A 23,778-nucleotide genomic window follows, 5' to 3' on the forward strand; every position below is an offset into this window, starting at 1 on the left:
GCGTAACAGGAAAAACTGTGAGTTAAACCGGAATCCACAACGGTCTGCCGGAAAACACACCTGAACGTGCCCTTACGTGCGTAAATCCTGCCAAAACGGGATAAGTTGGCAGTTTTCCTCGGCGGCCTGTTACAAAGCGCTCGCCTGATGTTTTGCCGCATGCAGAGTGTTTTGCAGCAGCATCGCAATAGTCATCGGCCCTACACCGCCCGGCACTGGAGTGATCGCCGACGCAACCTCACAGGCGGCAGAATAGTCGACGTCACCAACCAGTTTGTCATCTACGCGGTTAATCCCCACATCAATTACGACGGCGCCCGGTTTGATCATGTCACCTTTTACGAATTCCGGAATACCAACGGCGGCGACCAGAATATCGGCCTGACGAGCGATCGCTGAAATGTCAGACGTGCGACTATGACAAATGGTAACAGTTGCGTCGGCCCCTTTTTGAACCAGCAACGCGGCCATCGGTTTTCCCACGATATCGCTGCGGCCAATCACAACCGCATGCCTGCCCGACGTTTTGATGCCCTCGTGTTCCAGCATCTTCATCACGCCATGAGGTGTGCACGGCAAAAAGCGAGGCCGCCCCTGCGACATCAAGCCAACGTTCTCCGGATGAAACCCATCCACGTCCTTGGCGGGAATAATTGCATCCAGAATCTGCGTCGCATCCAAATGTTCTGGAAGCGGCAACTGCACCAGAATGCCATGCACAGATTCGTCCGCATTCAATTGTTGAACAAGTTCAGCCAGTTGCTGCTGAGTCGTCTCCGACGGCAGCCGATGCAGCGTGCTCTTCAGACCACACTTCTCACACGCTCGTTCTTTGTTGCGAACGTAGACCTGGCTGGCCGGGTCGTCACCGACCAGCACAGCGGCGAGGTGCGGAGTGACTCCGGTTGCCGCCACAAAGTCGGCTGTGTCTTTAGAAATTTGCTCGCGAACAGCAGCAGAGATTTTCCTGCCGTCGATAATGGAAGCTGGCATTGCGATACAACGATGTGTGGAACGTGGCGAAAGTGGAACTGCAATCGTACCAATTCCGGCAATCACTTTCTCTCCGCCGCCAGAACTACTCCCATCTTTGAAAGACGACCTCACCGCCACCCGGAAATTTGAGCTCCCAAATCAAGAACTGACGCTGCAGCGCACAACGTGCCACCGTGCTAACCTCAAGGTTAACCCGGTGGTCTCCGCAGTGAGCCGAGCAACGTCATCGATTGATGGGATCGTCGCGACAAAAACCCTGCTGACCGGACAAAGGCGTCACCGGGGAGAATGCCAACCGAAATCGGAAAGCGCCCGTCGCGTTGCTCAGCTTGCGGTTACGACTATTGGTCGGTTTCGCAGCTCTGAACAAGCTTCTCCATCGCTTCGTCAATCGTGCTGGCCTCTTCTTCCCAGGTGGATCCTTCCTGTCCGTGCAACGTTTTGTCAATTTCTCCAAAGGCGGCGAACAGGGTGTTGATGTGGCCTTCGATGGTCTTTTTGTCTTCGTCCGACAGATCGCTTTGGGCGATAAGTTTCGAAAGCTCATCTAGCTTGTCACCTACGTCGTGCAGAGGTCCATGGGCGGCATCGACGTCGCCTGACGTGAAGCCATCGCGAATCTGGTCGCGGAGTTTCACAATCAGGGCGACCTTATCTTCGATGCTGCCTGAATCTGCTTGGCTTGCACTTTCGGGCGCGTTTGAAGGCGTGTCATCGCCACAGCCGGCCAGGAGCAGCACGCAGAACAGTGGCAATGCGAAAAGGTGTCTGAACGTCATATTGGAATTCTCGTTTCTATGGCAGTTCTTAGAACCCCTAACAACACCTGTGTGAGCCGCGACGTTTGTGGTTTCGTTTCAGGCAAGAAGTGAGGAGGAGGCGACAAATGTCGTCGACGACGAACGACGCCGTCTGAGGCGGAACCACAAACGGCCCGGAGGGTTGCGACGACAGCAGCCGATCTGCGGCGTCAGCGCTCCTCGACGACGTCTGTCGCCTCGTCACTTTTCCTTGCATCTCGACCACTGTCGTCACAACGCGGCCACACAGGTTTTGTTAGGGGTTCTTAGTTGGACAGCGCAACCTTTGGCCATTGGCCTGTGTTTCGGGTAACCCAATGCGTAAGCGAGGGATTCGTCGCAACTCGATCCCTCGCTTACGCATCGGGTTACCATTCGCACCAGCATGGCGACGTTCAATTAGTGAAAGTGTTCCGGAGCACCCACAGCGACGATGCTGTCGGGGCGCCGCCGACGCGGAAGCGTGCGATGATCTTCATGTTTTGCAGAGCCATCACGTTGATGATCCCGTCCGCCGGTTCCGTGAAGATCGCATAGCGACCGTAAGCATCGAAGGTGATGGCGTGATGGCCGTAGTGCCCGTTGATTTTGCTCGCACCAACCGGCAGGCTGATTTTGACTCGTGCGTCGGAGTAGTCACGATCGCGATTGGGGTCGAGTTCAACAATGGTTAACTTTTCCTGGACATCGCTGTCTGAGTCGGTGCGATCCTGAAACAAAAACGCGTAGCGGTTCCCGAGCGACAGCACGGCCCGCGGCGTGGTCAGTTTTAGTCCGTCAGCGACATCAATGGGAACCTTGACAATCTTCGGTTCCGTCAGAGCCGCGTTGACCAAACACAGCCCCGATTGATCGGCCTTCCCCGTGGAAAACAAGACCCAGTTGCGACTGTTCTCAAATGCGCCGGTTCGCATCGGCTTGTCGGATTCTTCATCTTTGCCCAGTGACAAATGATGCACTTTCACGCTGTCCGCCGATTGACGCAGCGAAGTATCAGCGGCCACCCAGCACACACCGTCCGCCGGAGCAAGAAACACCTTGCCAGAGCTGGCGGTGGCCCCGTGAATCACGCCCGTCGGCAGATTGAACGAATAGGAAATCTTCGGCTGCGACTGCCGCAGGTCCACCACGTCGACTCTGCCAGCGTTCGGACCACCGCCATCAATCCACGAACTATACGCAACCGTGTTATTGACGGCAGCCAGCGTGATGTGGTTACCACCGCCGGGGTAGAACTTTGCCACATCCGCACGACCGGTTTGCATGAAAGCAGTCGGCAGGGCCTTGGTGAAACCGTTGTTCCTGTCGTTTGCCAGATAGAACTGTCGATCGTAGACATACAGGTGAGCTGGGTTTCCCTGATCAGTATCCAGTTGCTTTTGCTTGACGGAGGGCTTGCGTGTGTACTTCCAGTGCGTGTGATTGCCGTGCGGTTCTTCGAACACGCCCGTATCGATCGCAACCCAGCCGCTTTGGTGTTTTCCGTCGTCGTGATCTCGAACACCGACCATCAGGACACCGTCCGACGCCTTCATCTGAACAAGATCCTGTTGTTCCGCGTCGAGTTTTGGAAACCCGTCCACCCAGCCACGCTTGATCGACCACTTGTCTGCCGCCGTGATGTCTGCGTAGGAAAGTTGGTCGGTGTCACGATCCTGCCAAAAAATTCGCGTCATGATTTTGGTACGAATCGTCTGAGCCCGCATCGGTGACGCGCAGGTGATCACGATCAGCAGGGCGGTCAGCACGCCTTTTCTATAACGTCTTTTGTTGTTGGCCTTCATCGTCGGTCCTATATCAATTTCTATCTCGGTAATACTGCGGATGCGTCCGCAGTTGACCATCTGAAGTGGGAGTAGGTTAATCAATGTGGACAGCCGTGTCCGTGAGGTGAGCTGTTTTCCGAGGCTTTCAGAATGGATTCTCGGTACCGTCCATGACGGAGAATTTACGATTTCGGAATTCGACACATTGCCAACGCAGGCCGTCGGCTGCCGGATTCAGCCAGTAGAAGCGACGGTCGTTTGTGCCCGACGTGAATACGGTCGGCTGGCCTTCGAATTCCGGACTGCCTGCGAGATCCTGATTCAACGAAAAGAACTTCTTCAGACATTGCATGTCGGGAGCCTGCACGCCCGGTTGCTTCTGCCAGGCGATCCCGTCCCGTTCGAACTGGTCCGGAACGTTCACTGTGACTTCCGGCAGTTGGTCCGGTTCGCTGTTACACCCCGTGGCCGCGAGCAACGACAATGCGACAACCGAACGGTGAAGGGCAACTCTGGGGAGGAGCTTCATGGTGAATCCTCCGTTGCCAAAGCCGAGCTCTCGTCAGCGATGCAATACAATCGAGTGCCTGTGCGAACAACGACGATTCCGGGCACGGCCGCCACTCCGTAGACGATGGGGTCTCGTGACGATGCCTGAGAATTCTTCCGGCGTTCTGCAAAGCTTTTGGCCATCGCCGCCAGTTCCTTCTGGTCCAACGATCCGTCACCGTTGGTGTCGACTCGCCTTAGCATCGGACGAAAGTCGGCGGAGATTTCGTCAGCCTGAAGGATTCCGTCGCCGTTGGCATCGCCCTTCATCATGGCGGCAATCATCCCGCTTGCTCGACCACCACTCGCAGGGCGGGCGCTCTCACCTTCGCCACTCGGCTTCGAACCATCGCCACCTGGCGGACCTCCGTGACCAGAACCGCCTTCGGCACCGTGCGAGCCATGGCCATGGGAACGAGAGGCTTCGCGATACGTCTCCGGCTCTGGCGGATCTTTCTGGTCCCACAGTTGGTTGGTGGCAACCACGCCGAACTCGCGCCCGCGTTGCACCACTTTCACGGTGCCGTCCTTCGCAAAAAAGTAGATGCCGTCCTGTGTGACAATGGGAGTCGCCCAGCATTCGGCTCGCAAACGTTGCTGGTAAATCGTCTCGCCAGACATCGCGTCCACGCAGTACAGCACGCCGACCTTATTCAGAAAGTAGACCTGCTCACCATCCACGACCGGGCTGGCATAGTCACTGACAGCCTTGGTAGCTCGCCAGCAAAGTTCATACGGTTGGGCTGATTCCCCCGTGATGCGAATGCAAAGATTCGACTTCGCGGCATCGCTGGCCGAACCAAATTCCGGAATACGAGCACCGATAAACACATATTCGCCGACCGCACATGGTGACGGGACGGAATTCCCTTCAAGCCCCTCAACACTCCACAGCTGTTTTCCGTTTTCAAGATCGTAGCCGGAAACGTCGCCTCCCGAAGACACCACCACTTGCTGGTGCGAATCCGGGCCGGCCACAATCGGCGTTGTCCATGAACTGCCGGAAGGTCGATCGGTCTTCCAGCGAGTTTTCCCCGTCCGCTTATCAACGGCCAGCAGAAACGACGGTCCTTTGTGTTCCATGTTCAGCACGATCATGTCGGCGGTCTGAGCGGGCGAACTTCCCAGACCGTGATTGTTCTGAAATGGGCCGTAGTCCGCGTTCAGGTCACGATGCCACAACTGTTGACCGTCCGGGCTGACTGCAACCAGATCTCCACTTTCAAAGAAGACGTAAACAGCATCGCTGTCTACGACCGGTGTCGGTGCAGATCGAGCCATCATGTAGCTGGACGGTGCCTGACGAGCGGTCTCGAAGCGATGTTGCCACAGTCGCTGACCATCCTTCAGGTCAAACGCGGTCACAGCGCATTGCTCTTTCTGTTCGCCAATCACACTGGCGACGAAGACCTTGCCATCGGCAATCACTGGTGCCGATTGTCCATAGCCATCTGTTTCCGTCTGCCATGAGATGCCGTCGTCCGGCGACCACTGAAGCGGCAGCGATCCGGACAGACGCGACGTGCCGCCGTTGCGAAATCCCGTCCATGACGAAGCCACATTGTCCGCAGCCATGGCACTTGTTGCCGTGACCGCGAGAAGTAAAAAACTTTTGGATAGGTGTTGAAACTGATTCATGATTTGATTCCGCAAAAAAAGTGAAGAACGCGCCGCCACGTTGGCCCAGCAAAGATGAAAAACAGCATTGGCCTTCATCTGGAGATCGCCGGCAGCATTACCATTCACCGATGACCTCACCGTCGTTGCGCGAAAACGTATTTCGAAACGTACCAAGGTCGACGTTGTCGCTGATGAACCGAACGCTGCCGTCGCACAAAGCGGCCTGTGCTCCACCGACGTGCAGGCTACGCGGGCCGGAAACGACTTCACCGTGGTGAGTCATATCCGGCAGATCGGAGTTCGGCGTGAAGTAAGCATGGACGAGGGCGTGGTATCCGGTGCTGAGGATCCACGCTCCGGCACGACGGCCTTCATAGACGCTGGCCGACATCCCCGTCATATCGTCACCTGTTGGCACGCACGGTGAACCTCCGGAAACACGCTTCATCTGCCGCTGAGCATCCTGCAGTGTCGTCGTGTCTGCCTGGCGATTGCCAAACAGCGACTCCGCCATGAAAACGGTGTTGCTGGTGCCGTCGGTGATGTCGCGAAACTTCGTGCGCGATCCTCGCCAGAACAGACCGTCGTTCCTTGAAGAACAGTATTCGATGCCGCTTCCGGAACCGCCGTTCAGCAAATAGTTGCCGCCGGCCCACGTGTCGCCATTGGCGTCAACGTAAAATGGATCGCCCGCTTCACTCGGGCATCGCAGGACGTTCAACTCACGCGACGCGACAGGTTGAATCGCAGGATTCATCTGCGGAGCCCATGGCAGCCCTACTTGAGCTGGCTGGTTGAAGTCGATCAGGCTGTGCAGATTGGCCTGTTCGTGAAAGGGAAGCAGTTGAGCGTGTGCCGAATATCCATACAGCGAGGACGACGAATTCAGCGGAAACGAAGAGTGTGTGTCGTGATAGTTGTGGGCTGCCAGTGCCAACTGCTTGAGATTGTTTTTGCACTGAGTCCGCCGAGCGGCTGCGCGAGCTTGTTGAACGGCGGGCAGAAGTAACGCGATGAGTATGGCAATGATCGCAATCACCACCAATAATTCGATGAGAGTAAACCCATTCGGGCGAGTAATTTTGTTTTGCATGATTCAACTTTTTCAACATGTATCGAAGGACACCGCGCAGCGGTGTCCGATGCGCGGTCTGTTTAGACAAACGAAGGTGGTCAGGCGAAAACGGAACCTCGGCGCGACCCGCGCACCGCAAGACTGGTCGGACCCGAAGTGTGACGGGGCCGCGACCGAGGATTCCTGATCGCATCACGCAACCGCTGCCGATGTGATCAGCAGACAGCCGCAGAAATCAGAGTCCACGTCGTCGATCTTTCCTGTGCGCACGGCGGTCGCTAATTGCGAACTTGCGCGCGGCGAAGTCGACGGCTGGAGTCAGGAAACAGCAGCTATAGACGGCGGACCGCGGCTCTTGCTGCGATAGCGCTCAGCTGACTCGGGGACGCCTGATTCGGCTCGTGGAAGCGCGGAAGCCGTCGCGAATTGCGGCAATCCAAGAGCGGAGAAATCAGCGGTGGACGTCGCAAACGCGGCCTGGCACACCGGACACGAATGAGAATCATGAGGCTTCTCAGGCGACGGCGATTCACTGCCCGAACGCTCATCAGTTGCATGATGCGAGCAGTCGCAGTGGTGGCCGGAAAAACACGAAACAACAGCGCTGACCACTCCACTGTTGTGGTGACCATCGCTGTGTGCGTGTTCACACCCGATGTGCAGCGAATACGTCGCGGGCACCACAGCAAGCTGCAGCAGCGCGACGAAGCACACAAACGAGCGTCGAAAGTTGTAATGTGTTTTGGACATCAGAGTCATTAAGAGAAACTCCGAGTCCGACCAGGTACCGAAGTATACGATTGCATGTGAAGTAATGTGAGCACGGACTCAACGTAGTTCAGGAATTTCAGGAATGTTCTGGCCTCTGCATTTTTTTGATTGGCACATTGCCCAAACAGGGAATCAGAAATCGCCAACAAACTCGTCTGCAGATCGAGTCAGCAGGCAGCCCGCCTATCGACAGTATCATCATCCTTGTGGATCTCGTTCGGACTCAAGAAACGCCGATCTCATACGATTGTGACTTCTCGCAACCTTAGCCACCCATGCGCGAGCTTCGTCGTGCTCACCGTCTTCGACGCTGTGCTTCAACATTTCCAGATGTTCGCGCACAAGTCGAGCTTTCCAGCGTTGGTAGTCCGTCACTTGCCCATTCCGCAGGAACACGCCGACTTCCAGTTTTCTGGTCCATTCCTGATAGACGTCAATCCAGTACTCGGCGTGAGTCACGTTGCCCGTCAGTCCGGCACTTAACGCTTCACCTTTGGCAATGCCGATCTCTTCAAACACTTCGCCGGCGGGAGGGTAGTAGGCAAAGCATCCGACACCGCTGAAGATCACCAATCCCAGCAGGGCCAGGCCGCCCAGCACAGACGGCGGAACGATGATATCTTTCCGTCCTGAAACAGATGGTTCGGGAACCTGAGCAATCCAGGCTTCCAAACGACCACGGCGATCCGCGATTCGAACAACAACGCCCGCGACGATCAACAGCGCGAGCAATTCCAGGCTGTACCATTCGTAGGGAACGATGTCGCGTTTAAGTTTTTTTGCCGATTGCGTGGCAAGCTGAGCGAACGATGCTGAACCGGCGAACGGCTGACCGTAGATGTCGAAGGCATGCGTGTGATTTGCGGGATCAACGTCCTGTGGAAATAGCGGTTTATCCACAGCATAACCCAGGCCGACGACTACCAGCAGCAAAATCGACATCCACACCGCGCTGCGTTTGATTCCGTATTCCTGCAGCATCCACGCGATCAGCCCGGTGTTCATCCCGGCTCCCAGAGCCAACAGTACGAATGCGGCTCCGATGGAATTCGCGTGCTGAAACATCATGCCCATTTGTGACATTGCCAGCATCGGCGTCGCGTAAACCGGAATTCCCAGCGCTGCCATTTTCAGCGGAGCCAGCGGCTGATCATGGTTGAAGTGATGCTGCAGCGACGCGTGTGGAATGAAGGCTCCCAGCAGTCCGACTCCGGTTAACCCCACCAGCACTAACCCAAGAGAACGTCCGGTCGCTTCTTTGGCGGAAGAAACTCCCAGTGCCGCCATACGACGAATGCCATAGTGAACGGATTCGTCAGGAACGCCGGAGAGTTCACTGTTTGGAAAAAGCCGGTCCCACAACATTCCCACCAATGTCACAATCACCAGCGAACAGCCGGCAAAGGACAGGATCGCGATCGGTTCGCTTAACGTCAGTCCGTAAAGCAGCGACAAAGGATTGAACAGCGGAGCGGACATCGCAAACGCCAGGATCGTTCCGCCCCGAATCCCGGCGCGACGCAGTTCCACGATGACCGGAATCACTCCCAACGAACACACGGGCAGCAGCATGCCGATGATCCAGGCTTTAAATAACGACTGTAACTCCGAACCGCCAAAAAGCCGCCGAGTCTTTTCGTAGCCAATGAATCGTCGAAACACGGCCGCCACAAAGAACCCCGTCAAAATAAACGGAGCCGCCTGTGCGAGAGACTGAGCAAAGCGAACGGCAAAGCCGAAAATCATTGTGGACGTCATAGCTCGTTCTTTTCTGCAGCTTCTGTTGAACTCAGTTGAGGAGGAAGAAAGGAGATTGCGAGTCAGCGGATAGTTGTAAGCCCGGAGGGCGGTACACGGACTGCCGGTGGCGTCAGCCACCGGCTAAAGGAACGATGGCTTTTCGTCGAACCTGCCGCTGTTCGGCTAATGTTGCTCATGATCATGATCATGATCATGATCATGATCATGGCCGTGGTGGCCGTCATGGCCATGATCGTGGTCGTGATGAATGGCGGTTTCCGGTTTCCCCGCTTCCGGGATCAGCGTTTGCAAAGTCTTCAGTTCGGTGGCGATCGCCTGAGACAGGTCTGAGAGATCAAGGCTTCCATCGGCTGACTTGCGAGTCGCCAGTTGCTCAGCAATCGCATTCGCCGCACTCACGGCTTGATTCCACTTTGCTTCATCAAGGTCGCTGTCTGCAGCCAGTTCCGGCATCCAATTCACGACGTCCAGCAATTCCTGAAACTCGTCCGCTTCATCGTCGTGCCCATGTCCGGCATGAGCCGCAAGGTGGTCGCATCGGTGTTCGATCGCCTCAACGCCCTCCGCGAAATTGGCAGGCTTGTGGTGCGGAACAAAGTGTTCCAGATGGTGGTCATCCGTGTGAGCATCCGCTTGCCAATCGCTGCAGCCACTGTGCGAACCCAACAGGAACAAGCCTGCGAACAGCGTGAAGAATAATTTCATTTCGAGTTCTCCGAGTAAGCAGGAACAGCGACCGCATCCAGGACTTCCTGAATGACACGATTCGCTTCGTTGGTTTCAAGACCGAGCCTCACGCCGAGCACCGGAAAGACAACGTCAAGCACGTCGTCGGGTGTGACAAAGTTACGGCTGGCCAGAAAGGCGCGAGCCTGTGCCGCGCGTTGCAGAGTCAGCAGTCCGCGGGGACTGAGTCCCAGTGAGATGCTCGGATGACGTCGGGTTTCGTCTGCGATACGAACCAGATAGTCCTGCACAGGCTCCACAACAGCGATGGCAGCAACTTCATTTTGCATGCGATGAAGTTGCCCTGTTGACAATGCCGGAGATGCGTCCTCCACCCCTTCCGCAGGCACACCAACGGCTTCCTGCAGCATGCGAATTTCGTCGGAGGCCGCCGGATACCCAACGCTGAGCTTCATCGCAAAACGGTCGAGCTGCGCTTCCGGCAGAGGATAGGTGCCGTGCTGATCAACCGGGTTCTGTGTGGCGATCACAAAGAAATCAGAACTCAGTTCGTAACGCTCAGCATCCACAGTCACCTGACGTTCGGCCATCGCTTCCAACAGCGCGCTTTGCGTGCGCGGAGTCGCGCGATTGATTTCATCGGCCAACAAAACGTCAGCAAAGACCGGCCCGCGACGAAATTCGAATTCGTGCGACTTCTGATTGAAGATATTGAACCCCGTGATGTCGCTGGGCAGCAGGTCCGGCGTACATTGAGCCCGCGCGAAGTCGCCTCCGACCGCGGCAGCCAGAGCTTTCGCGAGTGTGGTCTTTCCGAGCCCGGGTTTATCTTCCAGCAGCAAATGACCGCGAGAAAGAAGGCAGACGAGTACCATCTCAACGACATCTTCCTTGCCGCGCAGAGCAGCGTTCAATCGCTGGCGAATGTCGGCGATGAGAGATGACGTGGATTGGTTCGCGTCAGAGATTGTTGACAGAGTTGTGATCATGTTGTTGATTGAAGAGTGTTTGATAGAAGTAGAAATCGCTGAGTAGTCACCGCCCGCGTTAATGCCGGGCAAATCGAATCCGCCTTGTGTTCGTGCGCAGTAACCTGTGGCCCACAAGAGTAGTCGCGGTGTGGGGCGTGCGGCAGATGTGTTGAAGGGACAACGACCAACGGAGTTGCCGCCAGCAACGTGATGAAGTGGATCTGCCGGAATAAGCTATTCACATGGCACCTCCCACGGTCACTGTGAGTTGCCGCCACAGGCAATGGTGAATCAGCACAATGACCGGCAGCAACCAGTGCCGCGGTGCGATCGCAGTGGTTGTGGCAAGTAGCCCGTTGGCAGTGGAATGCACGCTGGTCCCTTGAGCAACGCCCGCAGTCGTTTCCCTGCCTGCGCCGGTCGATGCGATCGTTCCAGTTCCAGTGGGCAACATGTCTGCGAGTGTCCAGAGCACGCTGGCTGCCGCGCAGAGAACGCCGATCCCAACCGCGGCCTGCCAGCCGAATGCGATCCCGATCAGCAGCCATGTCGCCAACTGAAACGGAAGCCCGCATAAACGACTGACCAGCCAGCCTGTCAGGCCGCCGACGATCATGCCGCTTAGCAACCGGCCAGCTATGTCCACAAATAGATGGAGCGCATTATTCCCCGGCCTCCACAAATTCGCTTCGCCGTTGGCCCAGGGCAGCAGATGTGGCCAGATCAGTGTGGCTGTGACAGCCAGTCCGATCGTGATCACCGCTGCTTTCACCGGCACAACATGTCCGTCGCGTCTCATCATCGTCCATGCAAATACGGCGCATAGGACGAAACAATGAAACAGATACAGCCCCAGCAAATCCCACTTGGTGTAGAACAGAATCCAGAGGACCCCCGCATAATGATTTGGCGACCTTCCGGGCAGATTCGTACCACCGGAAATCAGTTCCACAAAATAGAGGAGTAGAAACAGCAAGCCAACGGTCAGCTCGACCGAAGGATAGCGTGATGAAATTGGCGTTTGGCAGCTTCTGCACCGACCCTGTAACTTTAACCAGCCAATCAACGGCAGATTGTCTCGCCAGGCAATCTCCGTCCGACAGACCGGGCAGTGCGATGCGCTGGCCACCACAGAAATGCCTGCGGGTACGCGATAGATCACGACGTTCAGAAAGCTACCCACGCAGCTTCCCACAACCAGAAACCACAGACCTGTTACAGCTTCACTGAAGTTAAACAGAATATTCTGCGGCAGCGTCATTCGATCCATCGCACGCTGCGGATCGGTTGCATCCAGCGATTGCTGGTAAATGGCTTCCTGAACCAGCGGAACAGCCAGGGACCAGACCATCACGGCTCCAAGCGTACCCCAGAGCAAAATTCGCAGCCCATCCCGCATCAACAGTGCAGACATCCGGGCACGAGTCTGCGGCACCTGCAATGTGCGGCGCAGACCAATAGCGAAGTCGGCCAAATCCCGACAGAGCAGCAAGCCCAACATGGTCAGCAAGACAGTTTCGGAAAACGGTCCATGAGCAATCACGGCACGACTGGTTCCGCGCGACATAAAGGCGCCCCCAACCAGCAGCGTGCATGCGACCGTGATAAGCGGGAAGAACCAGCGACGCCTGACAGCATAGACAACTCGCCAGCACAACCAGGCACTAGCCACAATTCCAACGATCACCGAAGGCTGGCTGCCAATCACCATGAGGCGAACCCCACCGCAGAAGGCTGCTTGCACGCACAGTAAGATGCGAACGTATTGCGCAATCAGTGACGACTCAACATGCACTTCGGCAGCCGCTTCACGACGAGGAATGTCCTCCGCTTGTATTACGGAAGGAGTTTGCAGCAGCAACCTGCTCATGGCAAACTCCCTTCAGTTTGCTGGTGTGCTGAAGCTTTCGAGGCAGCATCATCCAGTTTCGTTCCGACCGCAGCTCGGACATCTTCCGCGACAAAATCAGCCGACGTGGGCCACGTGCGAACGCTGGCAACCTTGCCTTCTGAATACACGACATAGCTGGGACAGACCGTGGCTCCTACGTTCTGCGCGAGCGTGTGGTTCAGGTTGAAGTCGATCCGCACCACATCGGCCTGTTGCTGCAATTCCGCGGCCTTCTGCCGAATGGGAGAACGCATGTCATCGCAGCGGTAACAGCCAGAAAGCACGCTGAATTCCACCAGCACAGGTCGCTCGCTGGTGTCCACAAGTTCCCGCAATTCATCTTTACCGACTTCACGAATGACCGCTTCGGGCGGATCGCTCACGGATGACACCGACGGCAGGACGGGCATCGATAAGTCGTCTGTCGCGGCTTCGTCCGCGCAACCCGACAGCAGCAGCAACAGGCACGATAGCCCGGTCGCCGCAAGTACCGGGGCGGAAGCCGCAGCAACAAACGGGCGTGGGCTCGCAGCCTCGATTGCGTCTGGTATCAGATCGCTGGACAAGGTGGACCGCGACATCACGTGTCCTCACCAAAATCAACAGCAACTTCCTGATCATTCATCACTGTCCACGGTTCGAATGGGTCCTCGAACTGCTTCCAAACCAGTTCGCCAGCGGCCATTTCCTCACCCGTCAGCAGACACTCATCCAATGTTCGCTGGATCGTTGTGCGATCCAGATCCTGACCGATGATCACCAATTCCTGACGCCGGTCGCCGACTTGTTCGTCCCATACGGATCGAATCTCGGCAACCGTTTGCGGGTCTTCCAATGGCCAGTCATCCTGAGGCGTTTCGGCCCACCATTGTCCCGCCGGATCGGCACTGATCACCTGCCCGGCCTGAGACCAGTAACCCGCCAACATGTGCCGACTGGCCAGCCAGAAGTAGCCCTTCGATCGCAAGATGGTGGACGTGTCACCGCATTCAGTCCAGAAGCGATAGAATCGTTCCGGATGAAACGGTCGGCGAGCGCGGTACACGAAACTGCTGATGCCGTACTCTTCGGTTTCTTTGGCTTCTTCGCCCCGAGGCACCTGCAGCCACTGTTCCGATTCCTCGGCCCATTCCGCCTGAAACAATCCGGTGTTCAAAATGGACGACAACCGCACAGCACCACGAACGGCTTCCAGAATCACGGCTTCGGCATTTAGCTTTTTCAGCGTCGCGTGAAGCGTTTGACGGTCGTCGTCACTAACCAGATCTGTCTTGTTCAGGATGATCACATTGGCAAATTCAATTTGCTCGACCAACAGCAGCGAGATGTCACGATCATCTGTCTCGTCCAGACCGATTCGCCGATCTCGCAGCTCTTCGACAGACTGCAGATCGTTCAGGAAGTTCGCGGCATCGACGACTGTCACCATCGTGTCGAGGGTAGCGAAATCACTCAACGCGGAACCATCTTCGTCGACGAACGTAAACGTTTCGGCCACGGGAAGCGGTTCGGAAATACCGGTCGATTCGATCAGCAGATAGTCAAAGCGACCTTCACGAGCCAACCGACTGACTTCCACCAGCAGGTCTTCTCGCAGAGTACAGCAGATGCAGCCGTTGGACATTTCCACCAGTTTTTCATCGGCGCGACTGAGTTGTGCCTGGCCACCGCGTACCAAAGAAGCATCAATGTTGACTTCCGACATATCATTCACAATCACGGCGACTCGCAGGCCATCGCGATTGGTCAGGACGTGATTCAGCAACGTTGTCTTGCCTGCGCCGAGGAATCCGGACAGCACGGTGACGGGCAGTTTTTTATTCATGAGCCTGAAGGCTTGCTGTTGTTTGAAAAGTGGAGCCAGAATGAATGGGCGCCGCCCGCCACGAGCTTGTCTCATGAGTTGGCCGGGCCATACCGGCAGAGGCGGACGCGACCGTGGCGGAGTCGCCAGGCCGTGTAGCCTGCTTCTGGTGCAAAGGTGGTGGGACTACATAACCTGAGGTCGCAGACGAGACCGGCGACAGTTTGCGTGCCGTCGGTTGTGGCCCCAGAATAATCAGAGCACACAGTGACAGCAGGATGGCTGCACACAGCGCAGCCTCACCCAATCGATTGAGCAATTCGCGATTGATCATGACTGTTCCCTGGCGGAAGCATGGAAGTGCCGACAAAACCAATGCGCGACACCGTGCTTTCAAAACACGATTGCGCAGCGGTCGCCTGTAATGCGTGCGATCTCAGTCGCAACAGAAAAGCATCGACTGCGCGAGCATCTCTGTAGACGAAACTTGCGTCGTCAGAAAGCGGCAGTCGGGAGCGACTCAGACAGTCGGCGGCCCACGCGAGGGCAGCGTAAAGCGGGCAGCGATGTCTGCCACGGCAATCGCATCAGGAAGAGCATAGGGCATCGAGCCAGTCTGCTCCGGCAGCTGTACCGCCACAGCGTTCACTCGAGCCGCGAAGATCACCTGGCAGATCGGACATTGGTCGTGATCATGCTCAGGAGCAGGGGAATCTTCCGAATCACGACCGCTGTCTGCCGCAGACGAAGCGTCGTGAGCACAACAGGAGTGTCGGCTTGAGCAGGAACGTGCTTCGCTGCCGCCCATCGACTGCAACTGTTCCGAATCGGCGTGGTGGCAACAGTGCGAATGAGTCAACCCGTGCCAGATGGACGCAACCGATTCCCACAGTAAATGTGAGTCACTCGCCTCGGCCCGGACGTGCGAATGCCCGTCGCATCCGGAATGCAGCAGTTCAGACGCCGGTTGCAGCAGCAGTTGAGACGCTGCAAGCAACCAGACGATGCTGTTGAGAAAAGTTGTTCGAGGCGCGAACATTCGAACCGTCAAGCAGTTAGATTTCTGCAAGGTCCGACCAAAGACTAGCTATCAAAGGATACGGCAAACGGCCTGGCTTCAACAGCGCAATCTGAAAGTAATTAGCAGTTTTCCAATGTCGTCGGGGATGAAGGCGGTCAACGTCCTGTGCCGTTGTGGGAGTGCGGTAAATAGTGCCGCTGGCAGCCGACCGCACAGATTTTCATGTGAGCTGGCGTGTCATTCGATCCGGCTGCACGTTGAACACGATGCCTGGAGCAGTTTCCCTTTTGTTGTGGACGGTGCGGGCTCGTGGGAAACAGCCAACGGAGTTCGAAAAGCTTGATCCGCGGCCACAAGTCAGCGAAAGTCGCTGCAACATTAAGGTGCGGATGCGGTGGTATTTGCATCTTTCATAAATCGTGGCACCTGTCGGTTACCGCAACGCACGGACACAGGCTTCGATTGTTCGCTGGATTGTGGGATTGTCCTTGCCGCGGCTCACACAAGCCGTCAGGTCTCCGATCGCTTCGGAATGGTTACCGAGTTCAGCATGAATTTGGCCACGCGTTTCCAGAAATGACACGATATTTGGCATGTCCGCAGTCGCCTGTTCGCTTAGTGCCAGTGCTTCCACCAGAAATTGTTGCCTCTTATCGATCGGCGTACTCGCATGCAGCGATCGGCATTTTCGCAGAAGGAGCCATGCCAGATTATTGGCCAGTGTCGGATCGTCCGGCGCGGCCTTCAGCGCGACCCGATAGGCGTCTTCGGCGCGATCCCACTCTCCTCGGGCAACTCGAGCATTGCCGTCCAATGCAGCAAGAACCCATGATGTGGAAGGGTTCAGTAAAGCGGCCCTCATCGCGGTTGCCAACCGGTCAGGTCGGTCGTTTCCACTGACCGCGTTCTCATTCAGATGAAGAAGTCTGTACAGGCACTGCAATTGTGTTTGCTGTTCGTCCGTTGACAGAGTTGTCATCCAGGCCAGGTAAGTATTGCTAAGGGTCAGTGCGATATTCCGACGACGTCCAGCCAGCGTCTCTGCATACGCCACTTGAGATGCGGGATCCCTTTTTCCGTCCAGCGCTAGACCAGACGCGATTGGTGAATCTGCAGGGGGTGATTCTGCTGTCGGCATTCCTTCAGATAAAACGCAGACTGCGTCTGAAAATCGGCCGAGAAAGACATACGCCTGAGCCAAATGGATTCGCAGATCGACATTATGTGGTGATTCCGCGAGAAGCGTTTCGAAGGCTCGGCAAGCCGCTTCTGTTTCCCATCGCGCACCGGACTGATCCCCCTGTCGCGACTTCAACTGAGCGAGCAGCAAACGATCTTCGGGATAACGATCAAGCGCCTCGTGAACCAGGGCTTCGACATCACCTAACTTTCGATACTTGGCCAGAAGATGAAGCAGCTCAACGCATTCTTCTCGTGATTCAACAGAATTGCGGACAAGATGGCTGAGGTGAACAGCCTGAAAGTAATCTTTCTTTTCGGGCGGAAGGTCAGGCGGATGCTGTGCCAGAAAACGATGAGCCGGTAAGTGACCCGAGGAATGCGTTGGCGCAATCGATTCCAGCAACTGGTAGGCCTCAGCTTGTTCTCCCAACTCATACAACGACGAAGCCAGCTCTGTTGTGATGTCGTGATTGCTTTGAGCAAGCTGGCTGGCTTTCTGAAACAACAGTCGCACATCCTGTACGTTCCCATCCACCACAGCCTGGCGGGCAAGCATCAGATACTGTTCGAGCAGGGCGGGATCGCGACTTCTGAGATGCGAAACAGCCACTGCTGAGACAAACGCAAATATGAGTGCGATGGCCGGGCTGGCAATGGCAAGTCTTCCGAACCTGCGACTTCGCCACCATGTTCGAAAAAACAAAAGCAGGCTGAACAACAATCGTCCGAGCCATTTCATTTCGGGAATAAGGAGTAGCCGTTTGAGCTTCATCTGGACTTCCTCCCGTGGGCGACGAATACTTTCTGCACGTCCTGAGTCACCGTAATCCGAGCCGGTCGGAACGAAATGGTTGCGCGGTCGAGCACGATTTGTGAAGTCGATAGCATCGACGGCCAGAACCGCCAGACGTTTCCAACGCAGCCAACCGCGAAAAACAGGATCAGCACGGCAACGAATCGTCCGCGCGTCATTCGCAAGCCGGACGGCTGCTTTTTACGAAGGCGTATGCCGGGATCCATGGTTGTCAGCCTGTCCCAGATTCTTCCGAGATTCCCAGCAAGTCTTTGTCGTTTGGTTTCCGATGCGTTTGGAATCGTCGGAGTATTAATGGGTTCGAAGACAAACAGAAGCGCCTGTTCAGTCATCATCAACAGAAGCAGAGACATCAAATAGGTGGCGGCCCCCAGGATGTCATGCAGAATGCCGGAACTGAGGTCGAACTGCAGATAGGCATGAGCCCACGCGACGCAGAAGATTCGGAAGGTATTGCCCGCCACGGCCCAGAAGATGGCTGACAACAAAAGCGGAACGGCGACCACAAACCGCAGCTGACGCCACGACGCATACACGGCAGCGGAAGCGAGCAACAGATACACTGAGCCGATACCACTGCATGCTTCTTCGACAAAAAACTTTTTGCCGGAAACCTCCAGAATGTTTCCGGACATCAGGTGACGGATCGCCGCCATGTCCAGCAAGGCACTTGCCCCACGCGAGGACACTCGCTGCAGTCCGTGAACAAGCTCGCCATCCATGGAAAAGGGCAGTGGCAACAGCACAAACAACGGAGCAATCGTGCTGCTGCCAAACGGAATGTTGCGTGCAATTGTCCACAGAATCAGGAGTGTCGCCAAGTACGCGAGCCACGGAGAACCGAGCCACAGCGCGCCGCCAAAAACCACAGTGGCCAAACCAAACAGCGGTGCACTGAACTTCAGAATCTCAAACGAACACCCGCGATCTGCCGCGACCTTCCAGCAATCATGGCTTATCACAGCAACGGCGATCAGCATCATCGGAAAGAACTGATAGTGTTCTCGCCGCCATAGGTGACCAAAATACACCTGCAGCCATGGTCCAAAGCAAACTACGAACAGAATCAACGCGACGAAGGTGTAGAGCTTCGTGCGGCGATTAACTTTTGCTTCCAGTTGTAGAAGTGGCCTAAAAACAGAGACCTTCATCGAATTCACCATTTCACTGATACATCACGTTTCTGAGGGCGCTGCGTGACGGCATTCGCGTTACAGCGAATCTCGCTGACCTGTGGCCGCGGAACAAGTGTTTCGAACGATGAGGGTTGTTTCCCACGAGCCCGAACCGTCCACCACAAAACGTAAATTGCCCTCACGCCCGTCAGCAGATCGCCACGACCACAACTCTCAGGACAAACAAAGCTCTAAGAACCCCTAACAAAAGCTGTGTGGCCGCGTTGTGACGACAGTGGTCGAGATGCAAGGAAAAGTGACGAGGCGACAGATGTCGTCGAGGAGCGCTGACGCTGCAGATCGGCTGCTGTCGTCGCAACCCTCCGGGCCGCTTGTGGTTCCGCCTCAGGCGGCGTCGTTCGTCGTCAACGACATTTGTCGCCTCCTTCTCACTTCTTGCCTGAAACGGAACCACAAACGTCGCGGCTCACACAGGTTTGGTTAGGGGTTCTACGCTTGGCCTTGCCCTTCGCGTGAAACGCTTGAACGGTTTCTGCGTCGTCGAAACCACATACCGCCGGCCGCCAAACACGTGATGCCACCCAGGATCACGCTCGCCGGTTCGGGAACCGCAGCCGCATTAACAGAAAAGCTGGTACCTGTCGCCGTGTACGAAAAGTTGCCAAAGCCGACATCTGCAAAACTGGAACTGGGATCAACTTCAACACCAAACGTTCCAGGACTCACAGCATCAAAGGTAAGGCGAGTCAGAAGTCCCGGCAATCCGGCGCCGGGCAAAGTGACGGGAAGTGGTGTGAATGCATTCAGCGGATCTTCCGTCAAATCGACCACCGTGACTTCACTTCCGCCGGCCCCCACCGTGGTTGCAGGAAGGGCGTTGATCAAACTGGAACTGCGTCCGAAGAACACATAGTCGCTGTCGCTGAGAAACGACTCACTTTGCGGGTCCGTAAACACGGCTCCCGATCCACCTGTGATATTCACGCCCATCAAATAGGAGTCCAGTTCATCGGCCGACGTGCTGTAGATCATCACATCGACAAAGCCACTATCACCCACGTTGTAGGAGGGAGCCGACGGTGTCACTGAAAGGACAAGGTCAGCGCTGGCCGTTCTGCTGAATACGCAGGCCAGAAGCGTCACAGCAGCGGGCAAAAATCGTTTTCGGTTCATCATTATTCTCAATCTTGTCAAAAAGGAGTTAGTGAAAGTGATCCTGGGATTGAACATCACTCGTCCTCATCATCATCAAACAGTCCATCCCTGAGATCTCTGCCGAGTGCTCTGGAAACCAGAACGAAATCGATCGAGTTCACTCGTCCATCTCCGTTGACATCCGCTTCCGGATTCTGATTTCTCATCGACTGCATCACGCTCATGCGGTCCGCAGCATCCACTTTTCGGTCACCGTTGACGTCACCCAGCAGACGGTAGAACGATTGATAAGTTTCGTACTCACCGTCGCCATCCGCATCGATTCCGATTTCGTAGTAGCCGTCGCCCGCGTTGGAGTTTCGATTGCCACCCAATCCCTGCACGCCGAAGTTAAATGACAGCCTGCTGCCGTTGGCCGACAGGGAATAGCCAGCGTCGGAAAGCAGGGATCCGTTTTCGCCGTTAAGATCATATTTGGTAATCTGAACTCGGTCTGGATTGGTCAGAATGTCGTCCAGCCCGTCTTCGCTGCCGAACAGCACATCCAGTTCGTCAATGTACGAACGCTGTGTCATTCCGTTCTGAACTTCGATTCCTTCGGCCGTGTTGCCGACCTTAAAGAAGTAAGTCACGTCTTCACTGACATCGCCATCGGCCAGAGTTCCGCTGGCCTGCAACGTGATCTGGTACAGCCCCATTTCTGTGAAACCGAAGTTGGCGTGAGCGTGCCCGGCTTCCAGAAGCGTGATCAGGTCCGCTTCGGTGATGCCGTCCGACGTGGCCATGGCGACTTCCGGGCCTTCCAGTCCGGATGTCCACATCGAAAACTGTCCCGGCCCACTGACCGATTTCAGACGCAGTTCCAGAGTGCCGTCCAGGAACGTCCCGACCTCAATCTCTTCAGTGCCAAGTCCCAGGAACAGCAAGTCGGAGTTCTCAGTGGCTGGCAGAACGAAGACCGATTCACCGGCATCCGTTCCGATGAAATCGTAGGCCGTTCCCGCAGGTCGGTCCGTGATCGCGTCCATGCCAACGTAAAGCAATGCCTCGTCGGCGTGGTATTCGACCTCACCTTCATGGTCATGAACGTGAAGGTCCCATTCTGCTTCTTCTTCGTGATCGTGATCATCGTCGTCGTCATGATCGTCTTCATCCTCGTCGTGATCGTGTTCTCCGATCACCACGCCGATGTCAACGTGGCCTTCTGTCAGCACCACCTCGAATTCTGCGTCCTCAGCAGCGCTAATGACGACTGTCGCAGTGGACGCCAGCCCCGTTCCATCATCGATGGAATACGTGAAACTATCCGAATCGTCGAAGGCTGCCGATGGCGTGTAAACGAACGAACCATCCGCAGAAACAACCACGCTGCCGCTGGTTGGTCCGGCGTCCAGTGCAGCCAAAAGCGCGTCGCCATCCACATCAAAGTCGTTGAACAACACATTGCCGTAGACCGAACTGCCCGAAGCTACCACAAATGCATCCTCAACGGCCGTAGGCGAGTGATGCGTCAACAGCGTCACGGTCGCAGTGGTGAATCCGCCACGTTCATTGGTCAGGCGATAGGCGAAGCTATCAACACCAGTCAATGCAGCGACCGGCTCGTAGGTGAACGTTCCATCCGCGTTGAGCGTCAGCGTTCCGTGTGCGGGTTCTGTTTCGACTGACGCCGTGTATTCGCCCATCGCTTCGTGCCAGTCGTCGTTTGCCGACACATCCCCGGTCAACGTTTCGCCTTCAAGGACCGTGAACGAATCGTCCACAGCCCCAAGAGAGTCGACTGCAAAGACCATGGTCTGGATGCCGCTTTCGATGTAACTGTCTTTGCCAGGGTCGTAGACGCCGTTGTGATCATTGTCGAGATAGCCACTTGCGTAAATATCGACTTCGTAGATCCCTGGTTCGCTAAAGCCGACGTTGAAATGTCCGTGGCTACCGACACGCAGGAAGAGTGCATCAGCATCGCTAACCCCATCGCTGGTTGCCATGTAGACAGTGACTCCCGCACTCGGGTTCCAGGATGGAGGGTTGGACCAAAGGGAGAATTCACCTCCACTGGTGCTCCGCACATCGACCATTTCGAGTTTGATGTATGGGCTGGCGCTGCTCGAAGTCACATTCGGACGGTCCGGCACATAACTTGCCAATGCTCCGCTCGGCACGCCCTCACCACTGAACCCAAGGAATGGCAACGAAGGCACCTGGGTGCTGGGGATCACATACAGCGGCTCATTCGCATCGACGCCCAGGAAGTCGTAGCTATCGTCCTCCGCCCGATTCACGATCCCTGTTGAGTCGACGTAGGTATAGATTCCGCCGCTGGGCACTTCGCCATCGGGGATTACGCCCGAATCGCCGTGAAGCACGTACGAAAGTTCGCCGTCGTTCAAGACCGGTCGATAGTCACCATGACCATCGGTGAAATACTTGTCGATCGGTGCCTCAACGCCGCGACGAAGCGTATAGACCTCTCCACCGACGTAGCCTCTCGCCAGCGGAGCGCCTTCCAGATCGGCGATGCTGGCGTTTTCATTTACGCTCAAGGCCAGGACTCCGCTGCCTGTCCCGGCCGAAACAGTCACCTCGTACGTGCCGCCCGAACCCGTTACGGATTCGATAACGGCACCTGCAAGGTCGCCGTCGAACATCTTGACCTGGAAGTCCGAGACATCAACGCCTTCGACTGCCTCAGAGAACTCAACGGTAAAACGCACGGAAGCTGCGTCCGTCGGTGCGGAATCGCCTCGCGAGATATGCTGCACCAGCGGCCCTACCGCATTAACGACCACCCCGTCGAGCACTGTGTCAGGGAATTCCAACAGGGCGCTGGTGCCCAGCGGGTCAGTAAGCGTTCCTTCATTGAGATCAATGGCATTGTCTGCGAGTTGGACACCATCGAGATCGAGGTCCGTCTCGCCGACCTGATAGACGAACTGATGCGTGGCGGTTCCCGACCCGCTGGCGTATTCCGCGTAGACGGTTTCTCCTCCCAGATCCAACGCGATGCGAGGGGTACCCGTCACGGTAATTGGAAGTCCAAAATAGACTTGCAGTTCAATGGGATCGCCACCGGTATATGTGCGCGACTCGGGAGCAATGAACCGCATCGGATCTTCACCGTCTTGATTGATGAAGGCAGCCACGCTTGTTGGCCCCGACCTTTGAGGGACCACGATGTCCGGGTCGCCATCACCGTCGAGGTCTGGCGTCGCCATCGAATACATGATCGAATCGTATCGCTGCACCACGATCGCCGGCCCAAAGTCACCTCCACCCTGACCAAGCGCCCAACCCACGTTGAAATCGAAGAACGTGAATGCGACATCGTCATAGTTCGTGTGGGCGAACCCGATTTCGATAACCCCGTCGCCGTTGAAATCAGTCGCACTCAGACTGCTCACCACTTGCCCATAAATCGGCACATTCACTCGAGCACCGAAGGTTCCGCCCGCTTGCTGTGGATAGTAACCCACTTTATTCGGAGCACCTGCATCGGTGACCAGGAGATCGGCATAGCCGTCTCCATTGAGGTCAACAACCTGGTGCAGCGTCGTCCCGGTTTCGTCGGGCGTCACACTCGCCGGTGCCCCAAAATTCGCGGAACCATCATTTATGAAAATCAGGATGCTTTCTGCGCCGCTGTCCGATGCGACGATGTCCAGGTCACCATCGTTGTCAATGTCGTGCAACTTCGTGGAAGCAATCGACGAAAGTGAGGAGAGGACGACTTCCGCGCCCAGCTCTCCCGCTGAGTTACTGGTCTGCAGCACAAGGCTGGT

General features: G+C 56.1%; 17 protein-coding genes. All 17 read right to left on the reverse strand.

The window, feature by feature from the left end:
- Positions 1-129: 129 nt before the first annotated feature.
- The 17 genes from folD to Fuma_RS22670 all read right to left on the reverse strand — a co-directional run bounded on the left by folD (position 130) and on the right by Fuma_RS22670 (position 23,769).
- Positions 130-993 carry a bifunctional methylenetetrahydrofolate dehydrogenase/methenyltetrahydrofolate cyclohydrolase FolD gene (folD, locus tag Fuma_RS22580; RefSeq protein WP_077026111.1) on the reverse strand — a complete coding sequence of 288 codons (864 nt, stop codon included), beginning with the start codon at positions 991-993 and terminating at the stop codon, positions 130-132.
- Positions 994-1,337: 344 nt separating this feature from the next.
- Positions 1,338-1,775, reverse strand: a complete 438-nt coding sequence (locus Fuma_RS22585) for a hypothetical protein (protein WP_077026112.1) — start codon at positions 1,773-1,775, stop codon at positions 1,338-1,340.
- A 416-nt stretch (positions 1,776-2,191) separates the two neighbouring features.
- On the reverse strand, positions 2,192-3,580 hold the full coding sequence (locus tag Fuma_RS22590) for a hypothetical protein (protein ID WP_077026113.1): 1,389 nt from the start codon (positions 3,578-3,580) through the stop codon (positions 2,192-2,194).
- A gap of 127 nt (positions 3,581-3,707) precedes the next feature.
- The gene (locus tag Fuma_RS22595) at positions 3,708-4,091 is read right to left on the reverse strand and encodes a hypothetical protein (protein WP_077026114.1); all 384 of its coding nucleotides are present in this window, start codon (positions 4,089-4,091) and stop codon (positions 3,708-3,710) included.
- Entirely contained in the window at positions 4,088-5,749 is a 1,662-nt protein-coding gene (locus Fuma_RS22600) for an outer membrane protein assembly factor BamB family protein (protein ID WP_218922255.1), read from the reverse strand. Before Fuma_RS22600 ends, Fuma_RS22595 begins: the two co-directional genes overlap by 4 nt.
- Positions 5,750-5,846: 97 nt before the next feature.
- Positions 5,847-6,824 carry a DUF1559 domain-containing protein gene (locus Fuma_RS22605; RefSeq protein ID WP_077026115.1) on the reverse strand — a complete coding sequence of 326 codons (978 nt, stop codon included), beginning with the start codon at positions 6,822-6,824 and terminating at the stop codon, positions 5,847-5,849.
- A gap of 951 nt (positions 6,825-7,775) precedes the next feature.
- Positions 7,776-9,335: a permease gene (locus Fuma_RS22615; protein ID WP_077026117.1), complete on the reverse strand. Its 1,560-nt coding sequence runs from the start codon at positions 9,333-9,335 to the stop codon at positions 7,776-7,778.
- A gap of 165 nt (positions 9,336-9,500) precedes the next feature.
- Complete coding sequence (locus Fuma_RS35720; RefSeq protein WP_077026118.1) at positions 9,501-10,043, reverse strand: hypothetical protein; 543 nt, start codon at positions 10,041-10,043, stop codon at positions 9,501-9,503.
- On the reverse strand, positions 10,040-11,014 hold the full coding sequence (locus tag Fuma_RS22625; protein ID WP_099091823.1) for an AAA family ATPase: 975 nt from the start codon (positions 11,012-11,014) through the stop codon (positions 10,040-10,042). The genes Fuma_RS35720 and Fuma_RS22625 overlap by 4 nt, the downstream gene beginning before the upstream one ends.
- A 220-nt stretch (positions 11,015-11,234) precedes the next feature.
- The gene (locus Fuma_RS36540) at positions 11,235-12,866 is read right to left on the reverse strand and encodes an A24 family peptidase (RefSeq protein WP_077026119.1); all 1,632 of its coding nucleotides are present in this window, start codon (positions 12,864-12,866) and stop codon (positions 11,235-11,237) included.
- On the reverse strand, positions 12,863-13,468 hold the full coding sequence (locus Fuma_RS22635) for a thioredoxin domain-containing protein (protein ID WP_077026120.1): 606 nt from the start codon (positions 13,466-13,468) through the stop codon (positions 12,863-12,865). The genes Fuma_RS36540 and Fuma_RS22635 overlap by 4 nt, the downstream gene beginning before the upstream one ends.
- Entirely contained in the window at positions 13,468-14,712 is a 1,245-nt protein-coding gene (gene zigA, locus Fuma_RS22640; protein ID WP_077028491.1) for a zinc metallochaperone GTPase ZigA, read from the reverse strand. Before zigA ends, Fuma_RS22635 begins: the two co-directional genes overlap by 1 nt.
- 499 nt (positions 14,713-15,211) lie before the next feature.
- Complete coding sequence (locus tag Fuma_RS22645) at positions 15,212-15,730, reverse strand: hypothetical protein (RefSeq protein WP_077026121.1); 519 nt, start codon at positions 15,728-15,730, stop codon at positions 15,212-15,214.
- A 415-nt stretch (positions 15,731-16,145) separates the two neighbouring features.
- On the reverse strand, positions 16,146-17,666 hold the full coding sequence (locus Fuma_RS34935) for a tetratricopeptide repeat protein (protein WP_077026123.1): 1,521 nt from the start codon (positions 17,664-17,666) through the stop codon (positions 16,146-16,148).
- Positions 17,663-18,859, reverse strand: a complete 1,197-nt coding sequence (locus Fuma_RS22660; protein WP_158521101.1) for an exosortase/archaeosortase family protein — start codon at positions 18,857-18,859, stop codon at positions 17,663-17,665. Before Fuma_RS22660 ends, Fuma_RS34935 begins: the two co-directional genes overlap by 4 nt.
- Positions 18,860-19,333: 474 nt before the next feature.
- On the reverse strand, positions 19,334-20,020 hold the full coding sequence (locus Fuma_RS22665; RefSeq protein WP_077026125.1) for a hypothetical protein: 687 nt from the start codon (positions 20,018-20,020) through the stop codon (positions 19,334-19,336).
- 53 nt (positions 20,021-20,073) lie between these two features.
- Positions 20,074-23,769 (reverse strand): choice-of-anchor M domain-containing protein, encoded by a 3,696-nt coding sequence (locus Fuma_RS22670; RefSeq protein ID WP_077026126.1) that lies wholly within the window; start codon positions 23,767-23,769, stop codon positions 20,074-20,076.
- Positions 23,770-23,778 lie beyond the last annotated feature (9 nt).

The sequence above is a fragment of the Fuerstiella marisgermanici genome (assembly GCF_001983935.1).
Lineage (GTDB): Bacteria > Planctomycetota > Planctomycetia > Planctomycetales > Planctomycetaceae > Fuerstiella > Fuerstiella marisgermanici.

Bases quoted from the DNA above. Each gene is read 5' to 3' on its own strand.
- folD (WP_077026111.1), bottom strand. From the start codon at position 993: ATGCCAGCTTCCATTATCGACGGCAGGAAAATCTCTGCTGCTGTTCGC.
- Fuma_RS22585 (WP_077026112.1), bottom strand. From the start codon at position 1,775: ATGACGTTCAGACACCTTTTCGCATTGCCACTGTTCTGCGTGCTGCTC.
- Fuma_RS22590 (WP_077026113.1), bottom strand. From the start codon at position 3,580: ATGAAGGCCAACAACAAAAGACGTTATAGAAAAGGCGTGCTGACCGCC.
- Fuma_RS22595 (WP_077026114.1), bottom strand. From the start codon at position 4,091: ATGAAGCTCCTCCCCAGAGTTGCCCTTCACCGTTCGGTTGTCGCATTG.
- Fuma_RS22600 (WP_218922255.1), bottom strand. From the start codon at position 5,749: ATGAATCAGTTTCAACACCTATCCAAAAGTTTTTTACTTCTCGCGGTC.
- Fuma_RS22605 (WP_077026115.1), bottom strand. From the start codon at position 6,824: ATGCAAAACAAAATTACTCGCCCGAATGGGTTTACTCTCATCGAATTA.
- Fuma_RS22615 (WP_077026117.1), bottom strand. From the start codon at position 9,335: ATGACGTCCACAATGATTTTCGGCTTTGCCGTTCGCTTTGCTCAGTCT.
- Fuma_RS35720 (WP_077026118.1), bottom strand. From the start codon at position 10,043: ATGAAATTATTCTTCACGCTGTTCGCAGGCTTGTTCCTGTTGGGTTCG.
- Fuma_RS22625 (WP_099091823.1), bottom strand. From the start codon at position 11,014: ATGATCACAACTCTGTCAACAATCTCTGACGCGAACCAATCCACGTCA.
- Fuma_RS36540 (WP_077026119.1), bottom strand. From the start codon at position 12,866: ATGAGCAGGTTGCTGCTGCAAACTCCTTCCGTAATACAAGCGGAGGAC.
- Fuma_RS22635 (WP_077026120.1), bottom strand. From the start codon at position 13,468: ATGTCGCGGTCCACCTTGTCCAGCGATCTGATACCAGACGCAATCGAG.
- zigA (WP_077028491.1), bottom strand. From the start codon at position 14,712: ATGAATAAAAAACTGCCCGTCACCGTGCTGTCCGGATTCCTCGGCGCA.
- Fuma_RS22645 (WP_077026121.1), bottom strand. From the start codon at position 15,730: ATGTTCGCGCCTCGAACAACTTTTCTCAACAGCATCGTCTGGTTGCTT.
- Fuma_RS34935 (WP_077026123.1), bottom strand. From the start codon at position 17,666: ATGAAGCTCAAACGGCTACTCCTTATTCCCGAAATGAAATGGCTCGGA.
- Fuma_RS22660 (WP_158521101.1), bottom strand. From the start codon at position 18,859: ATGAAGGTCTCTGTTTTTAGGCCACTTCTACAACTGGAAGCAAAAGTT.
- Fuma_RS22665 (WP_077026125.1), bottom strand. From the start codon at position 20,020: ATGATGAACCGAAAACGATTTTTGCCCGCTGCTGTGACGCTTCTGGCC.